Here is a 20,873-nt window from a genome sequence, read left to right as displayed (position 1 = left end):
ATCAGACTGATTTGGATTGAATGCTCAGGACAGGAATAACCGAATAATTGATGATTTGTTGTGCGTAAGGCCCGAGGAACATGCTGCCCGAGGTCCCGCTTTGTTCGGTCATAATGGTAATCAGATCGGCCTGCTCGCTGCGAGCAAAATCGAGAATGGTGCTCACCATCTGGTCGGCTTCAACTTCGGTCAGGCGGTTGGGTATGTTGCGTTCGTTCAGGCATTTCACGGCTTCGTCGCCGTATGAGCGCATGCGTTTTCTGATGCTGTTGAGGGGGCTGTTGTAAATGAGCAGCGGCAATACCTCGGCACCAAACAGGGCAGCAATATTTGCAGCTACCGGAAGTTTCTGGCGGGTCTCGGGCGTACTGTCGAGCGGCAGCACAATGCGGCTGATCACCTCAGGGCCAATTTCGTAGTCTCCCCTCACGGTAAGCACCGGACAAGGCGAGCCTGTTACAATGCGGTAGGCATTGCTGCCAATCCAGAACTGCTCGTAGCCGCTCACCCCATGGGTGCCGGCAAAAACAATGTCGGCTTCAATCAGCCTGGCTGCATTGGCCACTTCCTGATACACTTTTCCTTTGCGCAGGAGGGTGTTGATGTGTTTGTTGTGCAGCCTTGCCTCGAAGGAGGGAATGATCTCGTCGAGCAACTTGCGTGTTTCGATGCGGAGCTCCTGGTCAATATTCAGCACATTGTCGGGGGTGCTGCTGCTGTCAACCCACACCAGATGCAGATTGGCCTGTGTCTTGTTGGCTACCCTGAGGGCATATTCGAGCGTCTTCAGGGCGTTTTTCGAAAAGTCGAAGGCTATGAGCAGGTTTTTCATAACCAAAATGTTTTCAATGGGTTATACCATCGTTTTGTGCATCCGGCCTTTAGCTTTGCGGCTTTGGGCCATTATGGAGCTAAGTTAGTGAGAAAAACAGGCCATCGCAAGAGAATAAGGCCTTATTGCGGTCATTTTCGTACTTTTGTTTCCTTACATTTCCGGTAAACACTCTGGCCAATGAGCAAAAACCCACGCAATCAGCACCTCGATGCCGAGGGTGCTGCAATGAGTCAGGCTGAGCGCGAGATCGAAAAGGCGCTGCGACCCGACGCTTTTGCCAGTTTTGTGGGTCAGGAAAAGGTGACAGATAACCTGAGGGTGTTTGTGCAGGCAGCCCGCCAGCGTGGCGAAGCCCTCGACCATGTGTTGCTGCATGGCCCGCCCGGACTTGGAAAAACCACCCTGTCGCACATCATTGCCAACGAACTGGGTGTCAACATCAAAGTTACTTCAGGGCCTGTGCTCGACAAGCCCGGCGACCTGGCCGGCTTGCTTACCAACCTCGAAGAGAATGATGTGCTTTTTATTGACGAAATCCACAGGCTAAGTCCCGTTGTGGAGGAGTACCTCTATTCGGCTATGGAGGATTTTCGCATCGATATCATGATCGAAACCGGCCCGAATGCCCGCAGTGTGCAGATAGGTCTGAATCGCTTTACGCTTATAGGTGCCACCACGCGTTCGGGCCTGCTCACCAGTCCGTTGCGCAGCAGGTTTGGCATCTCGTCGAGGCTGGAATATTACGATGCCCAAACCCTCTCGGGCATCATTCGCCGCTCGGCTTCCATCCTCAATGTGCCCATCAGCGAGGAGGCTGCCTTTGAAATTGCCCGGCGAAGCCGGGGCACGCCGCGTATTGCAAACCTGCTCCTGCGCCGGGTGCGCGATTTTGCACAAATCAAAGGCAATGGCCGCATCGACATGCCCATAGCCCAATATGCCCTGCAGGCGCTCAACGTGGACCAACATGGCCTCGACGAGATGGATAACCGCATCCTGCAAGCCATTGTCGAGAAATTTAAAGGCGGACCGGTTGGTATCAATACCATTGCCACTGCCGTGGGCGAAGAAGCCGGAACCATCGAAGAGGTTTATGAGCCATTTCTGATCAAGGAGGGCTACATCATGCGTACCCCACGCGGACGCGAAGCCACTGACCTGGCTTACAGGCACCTGGGCAGGACACGCCGTCCCGATCAACCTACCCTTTTTTGAAAAATTTGCTCACCGGCCATGGCATGCACGCCAGCACATATCCGGGATATCATCGTCGAACAGGCAAATTTGCTGGGTTTTGACGATGTGGGGATAGCCAGGGCAGAAATGTTGCCCACGCACGCCGCCTACATGGAAGAATGGCTTGGCAAAGGATATCAGGGAACCATGAGTTACCTGGAGCGCAACCGCGAAAAACGTTACGATCCCCGACTCCTGCACGAGGGTACAATAAGCGTTGTAACGGTTCTTCAGAATTATTATCCCGCTGAACAACCTGAAAATCAGGATAATTTCAAAATAGCGAAGTATGCCCTCGGCAAAGATTACCATCAGGTGATCCGCGACAAGCTGCGGCTGATGCTCAAAGCCATCGAAGCGCAAACCGGACCGCTCAAGGCCAGGGCATTCACCGATTCGGCGCCTGTGCTCGACCGCGCCTGGGCCGAAAAATGCGGACTCGGATTCATCGGCAAAAACACCTGCCTGATTCATCCGCGCAAAGGCTCATTCTTTTTCATTGGTCACCTGTTTCTGCCCCTCGAGGTGGAGGAAAAAACAGAAACCATTACCGATTATTGCGGCACCTGCCGCCGTTGTATTGATGCCTGCCCCACAGGTGCGCTTGTGGCACCGCATCAGCTCGACGCCAACAAATGCATCTCATACCTCACCATCGAATACCGTGGCGAATTGCCTGGAAACCTGCGCGAAAAGTTCTCGGGATATATCTTTGGATGCGACATCTGTCAGGATGTTTGTCCCTGGAACAGGTTTGCCAAACCTCATCGCGAACCCTTGTTTACCCTGCGCGACGAACTCAGGCAAATGCGCCGCGACGACTGGCTGAAGCTTGATGAGCAAAAGTTTGATGAACTTTTTAAGGACAGCGCTGTTCAACGTACGGGTTATGAGGGACTGAAACGCAACATAAGTTTTGTTTCCGGTGAGAACTTCAACCCATTGCATGAAACACAACAAAAACATCAATAGTTATGGCACTGACACCCACAAGGCAGATTCCACTTGGCTTCAAGGCTCCTGATTTTTTGCTGCCCGATATGATTTCGGGACGCAAGCTCAGCTTTCAGGATATCAAAGGCGAAAAAGGCACACTGGTGATGTTTATTTGCAACCACTGCCCCTACGTAAAGCATGTAATTCATGAACTGGTCCGACTGGGCAAAGATTATTTACCTAAAGGCATTGGTTTTGTGGCTATTAACTCCAACGACGCCCTGAAATACCCCGAAGACTCGCCCGAGCTCATGAAGGAGTTTGCAGCCCGGCATGGGTTTCCGTTTCCATACCTCTACGACGAAACACAGGATGTAGCCCGGGCTTATGAAGCTGCGTGCACGCCCGATTTCGACCTGTTCGATGCCAACGATCTGTGTGTCTATCGCGGACGGCTCGACGGAGCCAGGCCGGGCAACGAGGTGCCGGTAACGGGCGAAGATATGCGCAGGGCGCTCGATCAGCTTCTGGCAGGCATGCCTGTACCTGCCGAACAACTGCCCTCAATGGGCTGCAATATCAAGTGGAAATAACCGGATCCGGCTCATTTTGCCGACGGACGGTTCATCTCCCAGCTTAAGCCAAAGCTGAGTACATCGTTGTATTCTCCGAATTTGCGGCTGAAACGGCGCACGTTTCCGGGTACGCTGTTTTTCCGAATGGAATGAAGTGAGTTGGTTGAACGCGTAAAAACCACGAAATGCTCCGACAGCCGGTAGCGCAGGCCCAACACGCTGTTGAAGCATATCTTTCTCCAGTCAGCAAGGTTGAAATTGTTGTTCGGATAACCGTCAATCTTTTCGCCGGCATGGGTGAGCCAGTCGGCCGAAAGCCCGGCTTCAGCCTCCAGTTTCCCTAAGCCAAACACCGTCAGTAAGGGCATCTCAACATAGTTGAGCTGTCGCAAAAACTGGCGGATGGCCGGGTCTTCGGGGTCGGGTTGGCGGGCCGAGCCTTTACGGGTATAGCCCAGTTCGAACTGCAGCCTGAAATCAGCCGAGGTGTAATAGTAAAGCAAAAATCCGCCCGAAAAACCAGCCTTGTGGTAGCCCGACATGCCATCGCCGGCAATCTGAGAGGCATTCATTCCGGCCCTTAATCCACCGCCAAAAGGCTGAGCATAGGAAGGTGGAATGGCCAGCAGGAAAATCAGAGCAAAAACAAAAGACAGTTTTTTCATCAGCTCAAAAATACTGCTTTAGCCTGAAAAAACTGCCTTCTTGAAGTAAACAGACTGCCAATTGGCCGACCTTACTGTATTACCAGCAGGTGATAATGTTTCTTGCCCTTTTGTACGAGGATGTATTTGCCGTTGAGCAGCATGTCGGGGTGCGGTTGGGTTTGCTCCGCCACCTTTTCTTTGTTGATCGAAACGGCGTTTTCCTTGATAAGCCGGCGTGCTTCGCTTTTCGAGCTGAACACTGCCCCATGTGTGGTGAGCAGGTCAACCAGGTCGGTGGCATTTTGAAACACTTCTGATGAAATGTGGCTCAGAGGCACGCCGTCGAACACGCTGAGCAGGGTGGCTTCGTCGAGCTGGCGCAGCATTTCGGTTGTGCCTTTTCCGAACAGGATCTGGCTGGCATCTTCGGCCTTTTGCAGCTCAGCTTCGCCATGCACCATTTTGGTCACTTCCGATGCTAGAGTCTTCTGCAACTGCCTCATGTGCGGGGCATTGCGATGTGTTTCGATCAAAGCTTCGATTTCCTGTTTTTCGAGCAGGGTGAATATCCGGATGTATTTTTCGGCATCCTCATCCGAACAATTGAGCCAGAACTGGTAAAAAGCATATGGGCTGGTGCGGTTGGCATCGAGCCAGACATTTCCGGTTTCGGTTTTGCCGAATTTTCCTCCGTCGGCCTTGGTTATCAGCGGGCAGGTGAGGGCAAAGGCCTCGTTTTCGTGGCCGAGTTTACGCCGGATCAGCTCGGTGCCGGTGGTGATGTTGCCCCATTGGTCGGCTCCGCCCATCTGCAGCTTGCAGTTGTAGTGCTGATACAGGTAAAGAAAGTCGTACCCCTGAACGAGCTGATAGGTGAACTCGGTGAACGACATGCCACTGCCACTTTCGGCCGATAGGCGCTTTTTCACAGAGTCTTTCGACATCATGTAGTTGACAGTGATGTGTTTGCCGATATCGCGGATGAAACCCAGAAAGGTGTAATCTTTCATCCAGTCGTAGTTGTTCACCAGCTCGGCTTTGTTTGGAGCTTGGCTCTCGAAGTCCAGAAAGCGGGCAAGCTGTTTTTTGAGGCACTCCTGGTTGTAGCGAAGTGTTTGCTCATCCAGCAGGTTGCGTTCATGCGACTTGCCCGAAGGGTCGCCAATCATGCCGGTGGCGCCGCCGATCAGGGCAATGGGTTTGTGGCCGCAAAGCTGAAAATGCTTGAGCATCATGATGCTTACCAGATGGCCGATGTGCAGCGAGTCGGCAGTAGGGTCGATGCCCACATAGGCTGCGGTCATTTCTTTGTTGAGCTGATCTTCTGTACCCGGTGTCAGGTCGTGAATCATGCCCCTCCAACGGAGTTCTTCGACGAAATTTTTCTGCATGAAGGTCAATAGAATTTGCCTGCAAAGATACAAACTCGCCTCATGACCAATTGGTCTTAATTTTGCCGGATGGCAAACCGGATCCTCAATGTGCCCCAGATAGCGCACTTGTTTGGCCTTAGCCTGGCAGGCGGGGTTTTGCTTAACCTGGCCTGGGCACCGCACCGCTACACTTTTCTCGTGTTTTTTTCGCTTGTACCTTTCCTCTGGGTTGCCAGGCGCTTCAACGATCGGCCCGCTAAGGTTTTTACTGCACTTTATGCTGGTTTTTTCGTTTTTCACCTGCTGGCGGGATGGTGGATGTATAGTTCCACACTGGTTGGCAGCCTGTTGGCGCATCTGCTGAATGCCTTTCTGCCTGCCGCTGCCCTGACCCTCTGGGCCAGCCTGACGAACGGACGTTTGCAGCCGGTTACCAGGGCACTACTGTTTATAGGGATATGGCTCTCGATGGAATGGCTCAATGCCATCTGGATGTTTGCGTGGCCATGGTTCCAGCTTGGCCATGTTTTTGGCGAAAGACCCGAATGGGTTCAGTGGTACAGGTTTACTTCCTCGAGCGGGGGGTCGCTTTGGGTCTTAATCACAAACTATTTGTTATTCAGCTTGTTAAATGCAAATTTTCGTGCGCGGCCGATGCTATTGTTCGTAAGCCTGATGGTTGTTACGATTCCAGTACTGGTTTCAGGGGCGTTGCGTACGAATGAGGAAAGTCCTGAAGTTACCAGGGTGGCTGTGGTTCAACCGAATATTCATCCTGCCAGAGAAAAATTCAACGGCATGGATGCTGCAGCACAGTTGCAGAAGGCATTGCAGCTGCTCGGGAGAGTCGCGTTGAAATCAGTGGATTATGTGGTTTTCCCGGAAACCATGATCGTTGAACCGGTGGATGAGGACAGACTGCACGAAAACCAGCATATCCGGCGTATTGAAAATCTGCTGGATTCGCTTCAGGTCAGGGCAGTGCTTACTGGTGCTTTCACAAGCCGGCAAGGCAGCTGGCATCCTGCTGACGCTAACAAAGCAATGGGTTTGCACCAAAAGGAAGTGCGCTACAACAGTCTGCTATACATTGGCAGCGATAGCATTAAAATTTATCATAAAGAAAAGTTGGTTCCGCTGGTCGAAAAGCAGCCCCTGCTCTGGCTCATCGGGCCATTTCGTGAGTTTGTCGAGCGCAGTGGTGGTTTTTTCGGAAGCTATGGCACGCACAATGTGTCAGGTCATTTTATGCTCGAAAACAACAATATCGTTGTGCCGATGATCTGTTTTGAGTCGGCGTTCTCATGTCATCCTTCCCACGACGCCAGGCCCGGTTTTGTGGCGCTGGTCACCAACGACGGCTGGTGGTCGAGTTCCGGTGGGTATCTGCAGCACCTTAATCTGGCCCGTATTCGTGCCATCGAACGTGGACAATGGATAGTGCGGGCAGCCAACACCGGAGTATCAGGCCTGATCAGCCCTGAAGGACAACTGGTGGCCAGCCTGAATTATGAAGAAGATGGAGTGTTGGTGGGTGAAGTGGGTTTCAGGTCGGCCAGCACGATTTCATGCGTTGTGCAAAATGCGATACGTTTAATTGCATTTTTGATCCTGTTGGCAGGCATGGGGGTAAGCTTTTTTGCACGAATGCAGTCATTATGGCAAAAAAAATTATTTTAGCCGTGATTTAGTTGCAAAATTCATTCCACCAAAAAACAACAGTTATGACCAGAAAGGCACTTTCATTCATGCTCATCATGCTGGGCAGCCTGCTGCTTCTGCCCGGTTCGGAAATCAGGGCACAATTCAAGGCCGACGATATCCTCGGCGTCTGGCTGAATCAGGATAAAGATGCACACATTGAGCTTTTTAAGCGCGACGGTAAAGTTTATGGTAAAGTGGTATGGCTGAAAGAACCCATCGATCCTGATACGGGCAAGCCCAAAGTGGACAAGCACAATCCCGATCCGGCGCTGCGCTCGCGGCCTTCACTTGGTTTGGAGATTCTTAAGGGATTCACTTTCAATGGAAAATCAGAGTGGTCGGGGGGTGAAATTTACGATCCAAAGAGTGGCAAAACCTACAGCAGCTATATGAATTTCGACGGTCAAAATAAAAACGTGCTCAAACTTCGGGGCTACATCGGCATTTCGCTCATTGGCCGCACCGCCACCTGGACGAGGGTAAAATAGCCGCAAAAGAATTGATGAAAACCGGACACAAGTCCGGTTTTTTTCTTTCAGGGCAGGATGATGCAAAACCTGCTTCCCTTGCCCTCGGTGCTTTGCACACTGATGTGCGCACCACCAACCTCGAGAAACTCTTTGACGAGCACCAGACCCAGCCCCGTACCCGACTCCTGGTCAGTGCCTTTTCGCTTTAACTGGTTGTCGAGCTCAAACAGCCTTTCAATCTTATCAGCCGGAATACCAATACCGTTGTCTTCCACGCAAATGACATGCTTGCCATCATCGTTGGTGTGCCATGTTACGCTGATCGTGCCTCCGTGGGGAGTGAACTTGATGGAATTGTTCACAAGGTTGATCAACACACTGATCATTACATTGCGGTCGAAAAAGCATTGTGAGTTCTCCGGAACGGCATTGATCAACTTATGTTGCTTCTGTTTTGCCCTGTATTGCAGAACTTCGAAAACTTCTTGCACTGCCGACGATACCTCGAATTGTGAAGGATTAAATTTGAAGCCTTCGCGCTGTCCTTTGGCCCAATCCAGGAGGTTGACAAGGAGGGCGTAAGTGTTTTGGCTTGTTTTTTCAAGGCTTTTCAGCAATTCAAGTCTTTCTTCATCTGTCACACTATGATACTCATTGGTCAAAATGTCCAGTAATCCGAGCAAGGCGTTAAATGGACCTTTCAGGTCGTGTGCAATTACAGAAAGAAATTTGTCTTTGGTTTTGTTCAGCTCAGTAAGTTGATCGTTCGACCGGCTGATCACTTCGTTCTGATGTTTGAGCACCAGGCGCATGCTGTTTAGCTTCCACATCAGATAAACAGCAAACAACAACAGCAGCACAATAATTACGATCACAATCTTTTGATTGAGGATAACTTTGTTTTTGAACAGATTCAATGAGGCCAGGTGCGAATTTTCAGCCTCCATCTTTTCTGTTTCGTAAACCAGCATCAATTCTTCAATACGGGATTTGTGCTGGTTGCTGAGAATTTTATCTTTTAAGTCAATGGCAAGCTTATAATTTTTCAGTGCTTCATAGTGGTTGCCTTTAATGCTGTCAATTTTTGATTGCAGAAGGAGTGTTTTATACATTGGGTTTTTCTGCTCATTTTCCCTGGCCAGCATCAATGCGTGTTTTGCATAAAAATCTGCTGAGTCAGTTTGCCCCCAATCCAACATAAGCTGGGACTTGATCAGATAACCCTCGCTGTAGTCTAGTTTGTAGCGTGCGGGTTGTTGCTGAAAAGCCTTCAACACGTATGTTTCGGCCTCCTTTTTAAATCCTAATGCAGCACCAGATTTGGCGGCATTTAAGTATGACTGGAAAAGAAATTCATCAATCTTGTTTTCCTCAGCAATGCGAATGGCTTCTTTGGCATGGCTGTAAGCGTTTCTGGGTTTGTTGAATTCAATCATTGCTCCGGAAATGTTGTTGTGAACCAAAGCAATCAACCTTGGCTTTCCGATTTGATTCGCTACATCAATAGCCTTGTAGAATGTTTTCAATGCATTTGCGGTATCCTCAAGATCAATGAAGATGTTTCCCAAAGCATTCAGGCTGTGAAACAGTCTTTCATTGTTGCCAATTTCTTCGTGTAGCTTAACACTCTGTATCCCGTGCCTGGCCGCAAGCTCAAAGTGCCCAAGTTTTCTGTAGCGCGCTGCTAGGTCGTAATGCGATTTTGCCATCCCAACTTTGTTATTACGCTGTTCATCAAGCTTTAATGCCAGCTTGGCATAGTGTATCGAAGAATCAAGGTTGCCCAGAATATTATGGAGGGTGCCGGCATTGTTCAGGGCTTCAGCGCGCAGCTGGGCAGGCACGGCAGTAGTGTCGAGCAGGGTGGTACGTATGGCAAAATTGACTGCACTGTCATAATTTCGGCTGAACCAATACCAAAGCGCTTGTACATTATAATACTCTGCTTTCTCAGCCGGCTTCATTTGCGATAATTCCTTACCTGCATGGTGGAGAATTTCTTTTGCGGTTTCCATGCTGTCGGGAATGAGTGCACGGGCCAGATTTAAAGCCAGGAGTCTTTTCTCGGAGGGTTTGGCTTGCTGATATACCTTCCTTAAACTATCCGGATTGTTGGCTGGAAAGGCAGCCACACACAGCATTACCAAAATGATGATTGGCAGTAGTCGGGAGATATTGTTGGTCTTCATAAAAAAACTGTCCCTCAAATTTAAAACTTGAGGGACAGTGAAGCAAGTTTTTTTTGAGATTAATTTCCTCCGCCAAAGACCTCTTCGCACACATTGGCCGGAATTTCAAAATCTAGCCATGAGTATGAGTTCTGGGTGGCAGTGGCCACTGTAGAATACTCTTTTCCGTCGTATATTACCCAGATATTGTATTCCTGACCGAGCACGATGCCCGATACAACGGCCTGACCTTGAACCATCTCGATTGGAATCACCGGACCGCCGGTAACAGCCTGACAATAAGCCGTAAACGAAGGATAAATCACAACTTCGGGCTTATCGGCACAATAAACCGATGCCTGGAAAGTGATTGTAGTAAACTGCCCGCTGCTGTTGGCAATCAGGTTTACCTGGACAGGACTGCTGCCACAAATTTCATTGAGCAGGAGGTTTTGCGAGCCAGGATCAACGGAAAGGAAAGGAGAATTTTCGGTGTCCCATTCAATGCGGACGGGGGTATTTCTTGGCATATTGGTCATGAAAACCGGTTGTCCGTTCGAAACCCACACCATGGCGCGGGTGAGCATCACATTGTCCGCTTGCCTGAAAATTTTGGCGCCAATCAGGAACGATCCCTGCATGGCCGGGCTGATGTTGAATACAAAAGGCGAACCCTGCTCACAGATATTTCCTGTAAACCAGTTGAATGCATAGTAAGAAAGATGTGTCAGGTTGGCCGAAACTTTCAACATGCCATCTTGGCTGAAAATTGTCGTACTGCCTTCTTCCTGCCATTGGCCCGTGTTTTCGTTCAGGCTCCATATGCCTACAGTCTGGCCTGGAGCAACTGCACCGTTCACCTCAGGATTGAATACCTGGCTGTTGACAGGTGTCGTTAACAAGAGTGTGCCGTTTTCAAACGTAGCAGCTACGCGCCCGTACTGGTCGATGATTTCAATTGCCACAAAACTGGCTGTATAGAACATTCCCTGCTGCACCTGTCCATTGCTGCGCTTGACAGTAGGCATCAGCCCCCCGGGAAAGGAGTTGAGTGCCTGAGCTTCCGTGGGATCGAAGTGCACCATAGTCACATTGATGTCGCCTTGGAGAGGATTGCCGTTGGCATCTTTCATCACCAATCCCTGAGGAATGCTGAGGTTGGTATTCACCTGGGGTAAAGTCACCGTTGAGCTTGCGGTTACCGTCCCATTCTGGACATTGGCTGCACCGCTTTGCTGGGTGGCAGTCACACCATTGGGCGTGTTGTTGAGCTTCACCATAGTCACCTCAACAAAGTGGCGGCCTGTTTGCGTGATGCTGATTTGCCGGGTCATGGTCAGGTATCCGGGCGCCATTACAACTATCGAAAACTGCACTGGTTTGTCGGCCGAAGGGGTATAGGCAGGTGCCGGCGAAATGCCGATGGCCGCCATGCCACGGTTCACCTTCACGGTATTGTCTTTAAGCCTACCACCCACAGGGTCGAGCACGCCTTGTGCATCTTTTCCGGAAATGATGATAATGGCATCACGGCTGGCATCAGATCCCAGAAACTCACCAGTGGCCGCATCTTTGATATGAAAATCAATGGTTGTCTTGATGAGGTTGTAATCAATAATCAGCTTGAGATTTTCAAGCGGATTGGTGATTTTTTTGCAGGCCGGAGGAACAGACATCAGAATGAGCAGCAATGCCATCCAGCTGATTTGCCTTAATACGCTTATGGTTTTCATGACGGTTTCCATTTATTGTTTATAATATTCTGAAATTCAACTGAAAGTTTAAAATCGGATAAAACTGAAGCCACGCAATGTTTTCGTTGAGCTGCCGTTTCTGCTCTTCGCTTGAGGTGGGTGTAAGCATTCCGGTGCTTATCAGATCGGCTTTTGGAGAGTCCATGAAGGCTGCACCCAGGTCGATATTGAACGAAAGCCTGCGGTTTTTCGAAACAGCTCGTCCAAAGCCAATACCGGCATAAGGATTGATTGTCATGCCTGGTTTAAAATTGGCTTCCAGGTAGCCAACCTCATCCGGAGTTGCCTGGATGTTGCCGATGGTGATTGGATTGGCAGGGATTCCGTATATCCCAGCCTCGAACAAATTATACAACACGCCTGCACTCACATAAAAATACCTGGCCGGGTGCAGGTTGGCCAGCAGGCTGATGGCTCCCACCTTTACAAAACTTGAACCCTCAACTTCACTTTGAAAGGCCTCGAGCTCAATATCATAGCGAAAGTACGAACCGCCTAGCCTGAGGTGCACCGAGGGTGTGACTGCAAATCCCAGTTCGCCGCCAAAACCGGTGGTACCAGCTTTTGCGCCGAAGCTTAATCCAATCTTCTTTCCATCGGCCGGCTCATCCATGCTTTGCTGCTGCGATTCCTGTCCCACCGAGGAAAAAGTAATCATGAGCAAAATAAATGCGAGAATCAGGTTTCTTTTCATGATTATTGGGTTGGCTAAGAAAGGTTTATAATGCAAATATAAGGTTCATGGTATGCGAAAACATATAAAACAAACGTTAAATTACTTTTGCTGTTTGCTTTTGTCCAGAAGAAAAATTTGAAAGATATATCTCAACACATTGATGTATAGGCTGTTAAAATTATTCAAAGAAATTTCGTCTTTGATCTGGGCAGTGGTTTTTTTACGGAAAGATTACATTTGACGAAAGAAAGAGCGGAAACATGAAGATTAAGTTGCACCTGCCATTCATAGTTTTTACACTTGGGGCACTGCTGGTTTCATGCCATTCGCCAAAACAAGCTCCGGAAAATACCATCACAACCGACAGCCTGCCATCGGCACTGCAGCAGATTGCGGCTGAAGGCCGGATAAAAGTGCTCACCAACTACAGCGCAATCAATTACTACATCTATCGTGGCGAGCCTGTTGGCTACCAATACGAGATGGTAAAATCGCTTGCCTCCTCGCTCGGGTTGAGGCTCGAATTGTCGGTGGAACGGGATATTGACGAAGCATTTCGCAAGCTTGCTTCAGGTGAAGCCCACCTACTGGCCATGGACCTGACGGTAACTTCCGGCCGGCAGAAAGAATTCGACTTTACTGAGCCGATATTCATTACCCGACAGGTACTGGTGCAAAGGTTGCCCCGCAACTGGCAGTTGATGCAAACCCGAAATGAGCTGGAAAATAACATGATACGAACGAGCCTTGAGCTTGCCGGCAAGACCGTGCATGTGCAATCGGGCACAGTGCACCGCCGCAGGCTGGAAGTATTGTCGGATGAGATAGGCGACACGATTTACATTGTTGACGATGAGCGCAGCCCCGAGGCACTTATAAAAGCGGTCTCAAAAGGTGAGATTCCTCTGGCCGTTGTTGACGAGCATATGGCTACAGCATTTATTCGCGATTACCCGAACATCGACATCAAAACCCCCGTCAGTTTTCAGCAACGTATTGCCTGGGCGCTTCGCAAAGAGCAGGATAACGAATTGCTTGAGGAGGTCAACAGTTGGCTTCGGGCTTTTATGGCATCTGCCGAATCGCGCATGTTGTATGATAAATATTTCGGACCGGGGTTCAGAATAAAATTGCAGAGCGAATACCATTCGTTTCATGAAAAGGGCAAATTGTCTCCATACGATGATATCATCCGGGATGTGGCGGCAGAGATTGGTTGGGACTGGCGCCTGTTGGCTTCGCTCATCTATCAGGAGTCGGAATTTAAGCCTTCGGTCGTTAGCTGGGCGGGGGCTTTTGGCCTGATGCAACTGATGCCGCCGGTGATGGAGCTCTACGGCATCGATCAGACCGCCACACCTGAGCAACAGATCAAGGTTGGGGGAAAATATATTCTTTATCTGGACAAACAAATTCCTGAAACGATCACCGATCCTGTAGAGCGTGTAAAATTTGTGCTGGCAGCCTACAACAGCGGGGTGGGCCATGTGCTCGATGCGCGCAGGCTGGCTGTTAAATACAATAAAAATCCTGATGTCTGGACCGGAAATGTGGATTTCTTTATGCGCAACAAATCAAGACCGGCATTCTACAACGATCCGGTTTCGTATTACGGATATGTGCGCGGTGAGGAGACCTTCCTGTTCGTCGAGCAGGTCATGGAAAGGTTTGAGCACTACAAAAACCTGCTGCCCGATAAGAAAAAGCGCTGAAAATGAGCGCTGTTTAAAATGTCATATCTTTTGCAAGAAGCTCAACCCATGTCCGGATGCGTTCCTCCGTAAGCTCCGGCTGGGTGTCCTCATCCAGGGCAAGCCCAAAGAAATAATCTCCGTCGTAGCCCATTGAGTCGGTGAACTCATAACCTTTAACCGGCCAGGCGCCCAGAAGCTTTCCGCCCAGTTGCTCTATTTCCTGCCTGATAATGCCAAGGCTGTCCACAAAATGATCGGGGTAAAAGATCTGATTTCCAAGGGCAAAGGTGGCAACCTTGAGTTTTGAGTAATCAAATTGCCGGGTTTTTTCGAAAAACTCCATCCACTTGTTGTTGTCGTTGGCTTCGCGCCAGGTTTCAGCCCCGATGGTAGCTGTGCCGAGGATCAGGTTGTCGAATTCCGGAAGGCGTTCAACCTGAAAGGAAGCCACATCGCTAAGCTCGGCTTTATCGGTTCCGATGACTTGCTGAAGCATCCGGGCTGCTTTTTCGACACTACCACCCGGCGCCCAGTACAGAATCAAAGTCTTTTTCATTTGGAAAATGGTTTTTCGTGGGGTAAAAGTAGCCAAAAAACCATGCGGACATGCACGCAGGGCGCTGTTTAGAAGCAGTTTAAATTGGCACCTCAGCCGGCATGGTCGCTAAGGAAAAGTGCGGCATAGTGCCTGATGCTTTCTTCTGGAGGGATGAATTTGTAGCCTGTTTGCGCAATAAGCTTTGCGGAGGTATAGCTCTTCTTTTTCTGGGCATTGCGGGCAGTTTCGCGGGTGACAGCAGTGCGTTTTCCGCTGATAAGCCCTTTGAGGGCATACAGTCGCCAGGCAACTTCGCCCATCCAGGGTGTGATAGCTATACGCGGGGGCTTGCTGCCCAGTGCCAGCGCTGCCTGTGTGAAAAATTCCCGGTAACTGAGGTTGCCGGCCGAAACGATGTAGCGTTCTCCCTCCACGGGCGAATTGGTGAGCAGGATCATCACCGCTGCCACATCGCGCACGTCCACGTAGCCTGTTGTCCCGTTGGTGTAGAATGGCATCCCTTTGTAAGCAAGCGAAAACAACGCGCTGCTGCCTTTCTGCCAGTTGCCCGGCCCCAGGATGACGGAGGGATTGACAATAACTGCATTGAGACCTTCGGCTATTCCCCGCCACACTTCCCGCTCGGCCTCGTACTTCGACAGGGAATACGCAGAAGTTTGCGAATCATATTTCCACAAGCTGTTTTCATCTGCCTCACTGCCGTTATCGTTCGAACCAATGGCTGCGATAGAGCTCACATGGCAAAGCCTGATACCCGGAATGCGAAGCATAGCATTCACCAGCCTGGCTGTGCCTTCCGCGTTGACAAGTTTCATCTGCTGCCTGTCGGCAGGATCGAACGAAACCATTGCTGCACAGTGATATACGGTAGTAACACCAACGAGCTGTTCTTCAAGAAAAAAATTGTCGAGCAGGTCGCCCTCCACCCATTTCACTTTTTGGAAATGATTTTCCGGATCCGGGCTGTACCATCCGAACATTTTTCTGACAAGATGCATGTCCGAATTTGCCCGTTTCAGGGCTTTAACATGGAAGCCCTGTGCCGTAAGCTGCACAAGCAACTGTGCTCCCAGCATTCCGGTTCCGCCTGTAACAAATATCATCTCGTTGTTGAATGCTTCATGTTTACTTCTCCAGTGGAGGGATCACAATCAGGCGGGCATACACCGAGTGTGGCATGGCCCTGTAAATGGTTCTGGCATCTTCCTGAGGTACAGATAGTTTGATTTTAATCAGCCCATCGGCCGGAAAAGGATTGATAAATCGTTGCAGCAAAGGGCGATTGAAAGTGGTGTCGTAGCGATACCGGTAGTTTGCGAGGCTGTCGGCATCTTCCGGCAGTGGGGGTTCGGATTGTCGGATCTCCAGGAGCAGTTGCCGGTCGAACAGCAGGCTATATTGCACAAAATCTTTTTCAGGTTCGAGCGGTTTGCGGGGCAGGCGGGCTGCCTCTGAAGTGTCCTTAGGGGCATCGATGATGAGGATAGGTGTCCTGGCAATGGTTGCCAGTTCCTGCTGCAGCGAGAACGGCTGATCCAACCAGCGGAGCAGGGCGCTGTGACTTGCCTTACGGATGCGATTGCTGACATACATCGCTTCTGCACGTACTTTATGCACAGGCAAGCCTTTAATTTCAACCGTCACTGTACTGTCGTTCAGGTCGAGTATCAGATAAATGGAATCTCTCGAAGCCAGGGCAAGCCGGTTTTTCATCATCAGCTGTTCGAGTTCTTTGGCCGCAATCATACGTAGTGAGGCTTTGTCCCAGGTGGACGCCAGATGCCGGTCGTTGGTATCGGCCTCATTGAGTTCAGCTTCCGTAGGCAATAGTGGCGCATTGATCACCGGCAGAACAACCAAAAAAACTGTGAGGGCGAGCGGTATGCTGATCAATAGCAGGAAAAACAAAACGAATAAGCCACGCTGACGTGGAAGCCAGCCGATTATCCAGGTATAAAAGCTGATCTTTTCAGTTTGGCCGTTGGAATTATTATTATCCAGATTACTCATTTACAATAACTTAGTAAATATATACCCTTGAACCCAGCTGCAAGGTCTTAAAAGTTGCCTCGAGATCTTCGTCGCCCATGCGCACGCAACCGTGGGTGACAGGCAGTCCGAGAAAACGCTTGTATAGCGTGCCATGGATAAGGTAGCCGTTGCCGAGGTTGAGTGAGTAATCGCCGAGGGTGCCATATTCAAAACGCGAGGGGTGACCGGCCGGCGGAACTTTCAAACCTTCTTCGATGAATGCCCAATCGGGCCTTACCCAAACAGGATTTTTGGTTTTACCAAGCACTTTCAGTTGTCCGCGCGGGGTTTTAAACATCCATTGCCGGTTGTTGCCCCTGAGCAAAGTATAGCTCCCGGTCGATACCAGCCCTTCGCGGATGAGGCTGCCATTTTTGTCGAAAAGTCTGAACCGGTTGAGCGTGGTGTTGATGAGAATATACGGTTGAACAGGCAAGAACGAGTTGATTTTTTTTCTGTATTCCCTGATGTCTTTTTCGAGTTTCGCAAGATAGGATTCCGGTTCTGTCTGCGACATTCTCAGTGCAAGGTCATCATAGCTTTTGCTCCGTATCAGGCCAATTGCCTTTTCCTGCATTCCTTCCAGATGGTTAATTACCCAGAATCCGGATAGTACACTAAAAATCAGGGCCAGGAGGATTGAAATCGTCCAGACCTGTTTTTTATAGTAAAGAATTTGCTGAGGGGTGTTGTGCATTTTTTGTACAAAGTCAATGACCGTTAATTTCCTGCAGACTTCTTGTCGAACCGACGATGGTGACGGGCGTGCCAACCGACACATACCGCCAGAGCTTGTCCATATCATCGTTGCTCAGTGCCACACATCCATCAGTCCAGTTGACGCCTCTTCCTCCTCCTCCGTGTATTTCGATCAGGTTGCCCGGGCCGCGGTTTGGTACTTTGCCATTACGCACATTCTGGCGGTATCTGGCTTTATCCTCATCGTTAGGGTAATTGATGAGCAGCGCTTTGTAGTAGATGGTATTTTTTCCGGTTTTAAGCTTGGTAACGTGATACTTACCCTCAGGTGTGGCCTTGTCGCCTCTGTAATTTTTATCTCCAATCCAGTTTGGGCCAAGTTCGGCATCGAATTCCCTGACCAGTTTTCCGTCGTGATACACGTAGCATTTGTGGGCAAACTTGTCAACCACGATGGCAGTAGCATTGTTTTTTAGCGACCAGCTGATGGTTTCGTCCACCCATCGTTTCCAGTTGGGGAGGTTAGAAAAATAATCGCTCAGGTGATTATGTGCTGCTGTAACCGATTTACTGATGAGCTTTTTCGCTTCATTGAGGTTGTTTTCGACCACCAGATACGCCTGGCGATCGTAGGCTTTTTCCGATTCAAGGAATTTCAGTTTGGCTGTGGTATAGTCCTGCCTGGCACGTTTATTCAGTGGCAGGTTGGCATAGTACTGCTCGAAATGTGCAAGTTTTTCGCGCACTTCTTCGATTCTGGCTTTCTGGTTGGTGCTCAGCTCCAGCTTTCGGCTATTGGTTTTGTCCACTGCTTCTGAAGCTTTGGATGAAGCCCTGTGTGCCAGATCGATCACGGCTTTGTAGTCGCGAGTAAAAAAGAGCTTCTCATTTTCCTTGCGGAGTTCTTCCTGTGCCAGTTCGTATAGTTTCTCAGCTTCGGTTATCAGGGCAAGTTCATATGCTCTGGCCTCCGATTCGCGTGCGGCGGCAATGTCGCGATGGGTTTGTTCGAGCAACCCTACAGGAGGTTTAGCTGAAAAAAAATGCAGGGCAGCAAGGGTGGAAAAAGTAATCAAAAGCAGAGCAGTAACAAGAACAAGCGCCTTCTTCATGCGTGATTTCCTGTGGATATTCATTACGGATTAAACAAAATGAAAGGCTGAAATCCCGGGCAAAAATAATGCAAATGAGCATACGGACTCCATTTGCGACAGGCCCGGCCTGGGACGGAAACAAAAAACCCCGGAGGTTTGCATCCTCCGGGGCATCCCTTTTACCTTGTATTCAACGAAGGTTGAGGTTTAGTACAGCAGTTTCTTACCTGCGCTTAGTTTTGGCGATAGCAGCTTCGAGTTCGGTTTTCAGACCATTGGCCTTTTCGCCGGCAGCTTTAACCTTGTCGAGTGCAGTGAGGTAATCGCCATTGTTGATGAGGGTGGAAACTTCGGCAAGGAAAGACTCTACCAAAACCACATCCCCCTGAATGGCTTCGAGAGCTTCCTTGCCTTCTTTTCCTTTAGGAGCTTTAGTGAGAAGTTCTTTCACTTCGGTTACAACTGTAGTAACTTCTGCAAGCGCCTGCTGTGCTTCAGCTTTTACTTCTTCCTTGCGGGTTTCGGTATTGGCTTTAACAGTTTCCGACATGGTCATTACGTTGGCAAGGGTGGCAGTAGCTTTCTTGTAGCTTCTGAAAAGGGCAAATTTTGCATTCTGGTTTTCAACTTCCAGAAGAGCAGCGTTCAGCGAATCCTGCAGTGCGCTGAATTCAGCAGGTACATAACGTTCAGCTTCGATAGCTTTTACGGCTTCAACAGCAGCTTTGGCATTGTTGATTTCTACTTCGGGTGCCTTGGCGCAGCTGGTAAACATTACGGCTGCAACGGCAACTCCAAGAAAGGCTTTCATGATGTTTTTCATGGCTCTGATTTTTTTAGTTGGACAAAAATTATCTGCCCCATTTTGTCAATAACCATGCCAAACTAATTTAAGGACGGGCTAAAGTGCTGTAATACAGCAAAATATAAGTAGATGAATATAAACATTCTGACCAGCTGATTGCTGGTGTTGTTTGTTTTTCTTACAGCCTTGTAAAAAAAAGAATCAGTTGGGTTGGTGATCATCCGGGGTGTTGATCCCGTATTTATTCATCCGCTCATAGAGCATGGCTCTGGAGATACCGAGCATTTTGGATGTTTTTGAAAGGTTGCCCTTGCACCAGGTGAGGGTTTTGCGGATAAGCTCCTCTTCTGCTTTACCGATAACGAGGTCGTAGAGTTTTCCTTCTGCATCGGCAGGATTAAAAGCTTCTGCATCAGATTTTGGTTGTGCGATTTCGGCGGCTGACTGACTCAGCTCGGCCGAAATTTGTTCCGGGGTGATGACGTTGGCCTTGCTGAGCAGGATGAGGCGTTTCATAAGGTTTTCAAGCTCGCGCACGTTGCCCGGCCAATGATGGTTTAGCAGCAGATCCATGCTTTCGGCCGGGAGGGTGGGAGGGGTCTTTTTCATTTCGGCGCTGTATCGGTTGAGGAAATGAAATGTGAGCGGAGCGATGTCGTCGCGGCGCACCCTGAGTGGAGGGATGTTGATGGCAATCACTTTCAGCCGGTAGAAGAGGTCTTCGCGAAACTTTCCCTGAGCGATGGCATTTTCCAGGTTTTTGTTTGTGGCAGAGATGATACGGGTCGAAGAATGGAGAATCTTATTGCTTCCAAGCCGTTGAAAGGTGTTGTCCTGCAACACCCTGAGCAGTTTGGCCTGAAGCGAAAGACTCATGTCGCCTATTTCGTCGAGAAACAGGGTGCCCCCTTCGGCTTGTTCGAACTTTCCGGCCTTGGCCTGGTGGGCATCGGTGAATGCGCCTTTTTCGTGGCCAAAGAGTTCGCTTTCGAGCAGATTTTCGGGTATGGCTGCACAATTGATGGCAACAAAGGGTTTGGACGAACGGTCGCTATACTGGTGGATAGCCTTGGCAACCAGCTCCTTACCGGTGCCGCTCTCGCCTGTAATCAACACACTCACATCGCTGGCGGCTACTCTTCCGATCATCTTGAATACTTCTTTCATGGCCGGGCTTTCGCCAATCATGGTACCCGGTACGGCTATGTTTCCGGTTTTTTCTGATGGTTGGTGTGCCCTGGCCAGTCGCCTGATTTCGAGCGCTTCCGATACAAGCGCCTGGAGCCGCATAATGTCGAAGGGTTTTTCGAGGTATTCGAATGCCCCGTATTTCATGGCAGCTATCACGCGTTCGGTTGTGCCGTAGGCAGTGATGATAATCACAGGCAGCGATGGATACAGTGCTTTTATTTTTTGAATTGCTTCCAGTCCGTTCATTCCGGGCATTTCGATATCCATCAGCATCAGGTCGGGTTCGTTCGATTCGAGTTTCCGCAAGGCATCCAGGCCATTGGTGGCTTCCATTATCTCGAACCCGGGTTTTTTGAGGAGTTTTCGGAGCGAATAGCGCACATGCTCCTCGTCGTCCACAATGAGTATTTGTCTGATTTGGTCCAT

The 20,873-nt window shown here is 49.7% G+C and carries 19 protein-coding genes; 6 read left to right on the top strand and 13 right to left on the bottom strand.

Translation table 11 applies throughout. From position 1 onward, the window contains the following. Window position 1: 1 nt before the first annotated feature. Window positions 2-832 (bottom strand): universal stress protein, encoded by an 831-nt coding sequence (locus IPM52_08215; protein ID MBK9291596.1) that lies wholly within the window; start codon window positions 830-832, stop codon window positions 2-4. A 180-nt stretch (window positions 833-1,012) separates the two neighbouring features. On the opposite strand from IPM52_08215, the gene ruvB reads away from it, so the two are divergent. Genes ruvB through IPM52_08200 form a run of 3 tightly spaced genes read left to right on the top strand, consistent with a single transcriptional unit; the run spans window position 1,013 to window position 3,600 of the window. Further along, entirely contained in the window at window positions 1,013-2,050 is a 1,038-nt protein-coding gene (ruvB, locus tag IPM52_08210) for a Holliday junction branch migration DNA helicase RuvB (protein ID MBK9291595.1), read from the top strand. Window positions 2,051-2,068: 18 nt separating this feature from the next. Continuing rightward, window positions 2,069-3,043 (top strand): tRNA epoxyqueuosine(34) reductase QueG, encoded by a 975-nt coding sequence (gene queG, locus IPM52_08205; GenBank protein ID MBK9291594.1) that lies wholly within the window; start codon window positions 2,069-2,071, stop codon window positions 3,041-3,043. A gap of 2 nt (window positions 3,044-3,045) precedes the next feature. After that, complete coding sequence (locus tag IPM52_08200) at window positions 3,046-3,600, top strand: thioredoxin family protein (GenBank protein ID MBK9291593.1); 555 nt, start codon at window positions 3,046-3,048, stop codon at window positions 3,598-3,600. A gap of 11 nt (window positions 3,601-3,611) precedes the next feature. On the opposite strand, the gene IPM52_08195 is transcribed toward IPM52_08200, so the two are convergent. Together IPM52_08195 and IPM52_08190 are read right to left on the bottom strand one after the other, a co-directional pair. After that, window positions 3,612-4,247 (bottom strand): outer membrane beta-barrel protein, encoded by a 636-nt coding sequence (locus tag IPM52_08195; GenBank protein ID MBK9291592.1) that lies wholly within the window; start codon window positions 4,245-4,247, stop codon window positions 3,612-3,614. Window positions 4,248-4,318: 71 nt separating this feature from the next. Then, entirely contained in the window at window positions 4,319-5,620 is a 1,302-nt protein-coding gene (locus IPM52_08190) for a tyrosine--tRNA ligase (GenBank protein ID MBK9291591.1), read from the bottom strand. Window positions 5,621-5,689: 69 nt separating this feature from the next. On the opposite strand from IPM52_08190, the gene lnt reads away from it, so the two are divergent. Together lnt and IPM52_08180 are read left to right on the top strand one after the other, a co-directional pair. Then, window positions 5,690-7,282 carry an apolipoprotein N-acyltransferase gene (gene lnt, locus IPM52_08185; protein MBK9291590.1) on the top strand — a complete coding sequence of 531 codons (1,593 nt, stop codon included), beginning with the start codon at window positions 5,690-5,692 and terminating at the stop codon, window positions 7,280-7,282. Window positions 7,283-7,350: 68 nt separating this feature from the next. After that, window positions 7,351-7,794 carry a DUF2147 domain-containing protein gene (locus IPM52_08180; protein MBK9291589.1) on the top strand — a complete coding sequence of 148 codons (444 nt, stop codon included), beginning with the start codon at window positions 7,351-7,353 and terminating at the stop codon, window positions 7,792-7,794. Window positions 7,795-7,841: 47 nt separating this feature from the next. Here the strand turns inward: IPM52_08180 and IPM52_08175 are convergent, their stop codons facing one another. From IPM52_08175 to IPM52_08165, 3 genes are read right to left on the bottom strand one after another with little or no spacing between them, the layout of a single operon-like run. Then, window positions 7,842-9,965: a tetratricopeptide repeat-containing sensor histidine kinase gene (locus IPM52_08175; protein ID MBK9291588.1), complete on the bottom strand. Its 2,124-nt coding sequence runs from the start codon at window positions 9,963-9,965 to the stop codon at window positions 7,842-7,844. 59 nt (window positions 9,966-10,024) lie between these two features. Then, the gene (locus tag IPM52_08170; GenBank protein MBK9291587.1) at window positions 10,025-11,677 is read right to left on the bottom strand and encodes a hypothetical protein; all 1,653 of its coding nucleotides are present in this window, start codon (window positions 11,675-11,677) and stop codon (window positions 10,025-10,027) included. A gap of 19 nt (window positions 11,678-11,696) precedes the next feature. Then, the gene (locus IPM52_08165) at window positions 11,697-12,392 is read right to left on the bottom strand and encodes a hypothetical protein (protein MBK9291586.1); all 696 of its coding nucleotides are present in this window, start codon (window positions 12,390-12,392) and stop codon (window positions 11,697-11,699) included. Window positions 12,393-12,634: 242 nt separating this feature from the next. Here IPM52_08165 and IPM52_08160 point away from each other — a divergent pair, with 242 nt between their 5' ends. After that, window positions 12,635-14,086 (top strand): transporter substrate-binding domain-containing protein, encoded by a 1,452-nt coding sequence (locus IPM52_08160; GenBank protein ID MBK9291585.1) that lies wholly within the window; start codon window positions 12,635-12,637, stop codon window positions 14,084-14,086. A 13-nt stretch (window positions 14,087-14,099) separates the two neighbouring features. Here the strand turns inward: IPM52_08160 and IPM52_08155 are convergent, their stop codons facing one another. From IPM52_08155 to IPM52_08125, 7 genes are all read right to left on the bottom strand, one after another. Further along, window positions 14,100-14,624, bottom strand: a complete 525-nt coding sequence (locus tag IPM52_08155) for a flavodoxin domain-containing protein (protein MBK9291584.1) — start codon at window positions 14,622-14,624, stop codon at window positions 14,100-14,102. A 92-nt stretch (window positions 14,625-14,716) separates the two neighbouring features. Beyond that, window positions 14,717-15,730 carry an NAD-dependent epimerase/dehydratase family protein gene (locus IPM52_08150; protein ID MBK9291583.1) on the bottom strand — a complete coding sequence of 338 codons (1,014 nt, stop codon included), beginning with the start codon at window positions 15,728-15,730 and terminating at the stop codon, window positions 14,717-14,719. 22 nt (window positions 15,731-15,752) lie between these two features. Further along, window positions 15,753-16,637: a hypothetical protein gene (locus tag IPM52_08145; GenBank protein MBK9291582.1), complete on the bottom strand. Its 885-nt coding sequence runs from the start codon at window positions 16,635-16,637 to the stop codon at window positions 15,753-15,755. Window positions 16,638-16,647: 10 nt separating this feature from the next. Continuing rightward, window positions 16,648-17,235: a L,D-transpeptidase gene (locus IPM52_08140; protein ID MBK9291581.1), complete on the bottom strand. Its 588-nt coding sequence runs from the start codon at window positions 17,233-17,235 to the stop codon at window positions 16,648-16,650. Between the two features lie 133 nt (window positions 17,236-17,368). Continuing rightward, window positions 17,369-18,469, bottom strand: a complete 1,101-nt coding sequence (locus tag IPM52_08135; protein ID MBK9291580.1) for a L,D-transpeptidase — start codon at window positions 18,467-18,469, stop codon at window positions 17,369-17,371. Between the two features lie 205 nt (window positions 18,470-18,674). Beyond that, window positions 18,675-19,274, bottom strand: a complete 600-nt coding sequence (locus tag IPM52_08130; GenBank protein ID MBK9291579.1) for a hypothetical protein — start codon at window positions 19,272-19,274, stop codon at window positions 18,675-18,677. Window positions 19,275-19,457: 183 nt separating this feature from the next. Beyond that, the gene (locus IPM52_08125) at window positions 19,458-20,873 is read right to left on the bottom strand and encodes a sigma-54-dependent Fis family transcriptional regulator (protein MBK9291578.1); all 1,416 of its coding nucleotides are present in this window, start codon (window positions 20,871-20,873) and stop codon (window positions 19,458-19,460) included.

It is taken from the genome of Bacteroidota bacterium, from assembly GCA_016715945.1.
Lineage (GTDB): Bacteria > Bacteroidota > Bacteroidia > Bacteroidales > F082 > JALNZU01.
The sequence above is the reverse complement of the archived record's forward strand: the minus strand, read 5'-3'. Positions and strand labels throughout refer to the sequence as shown.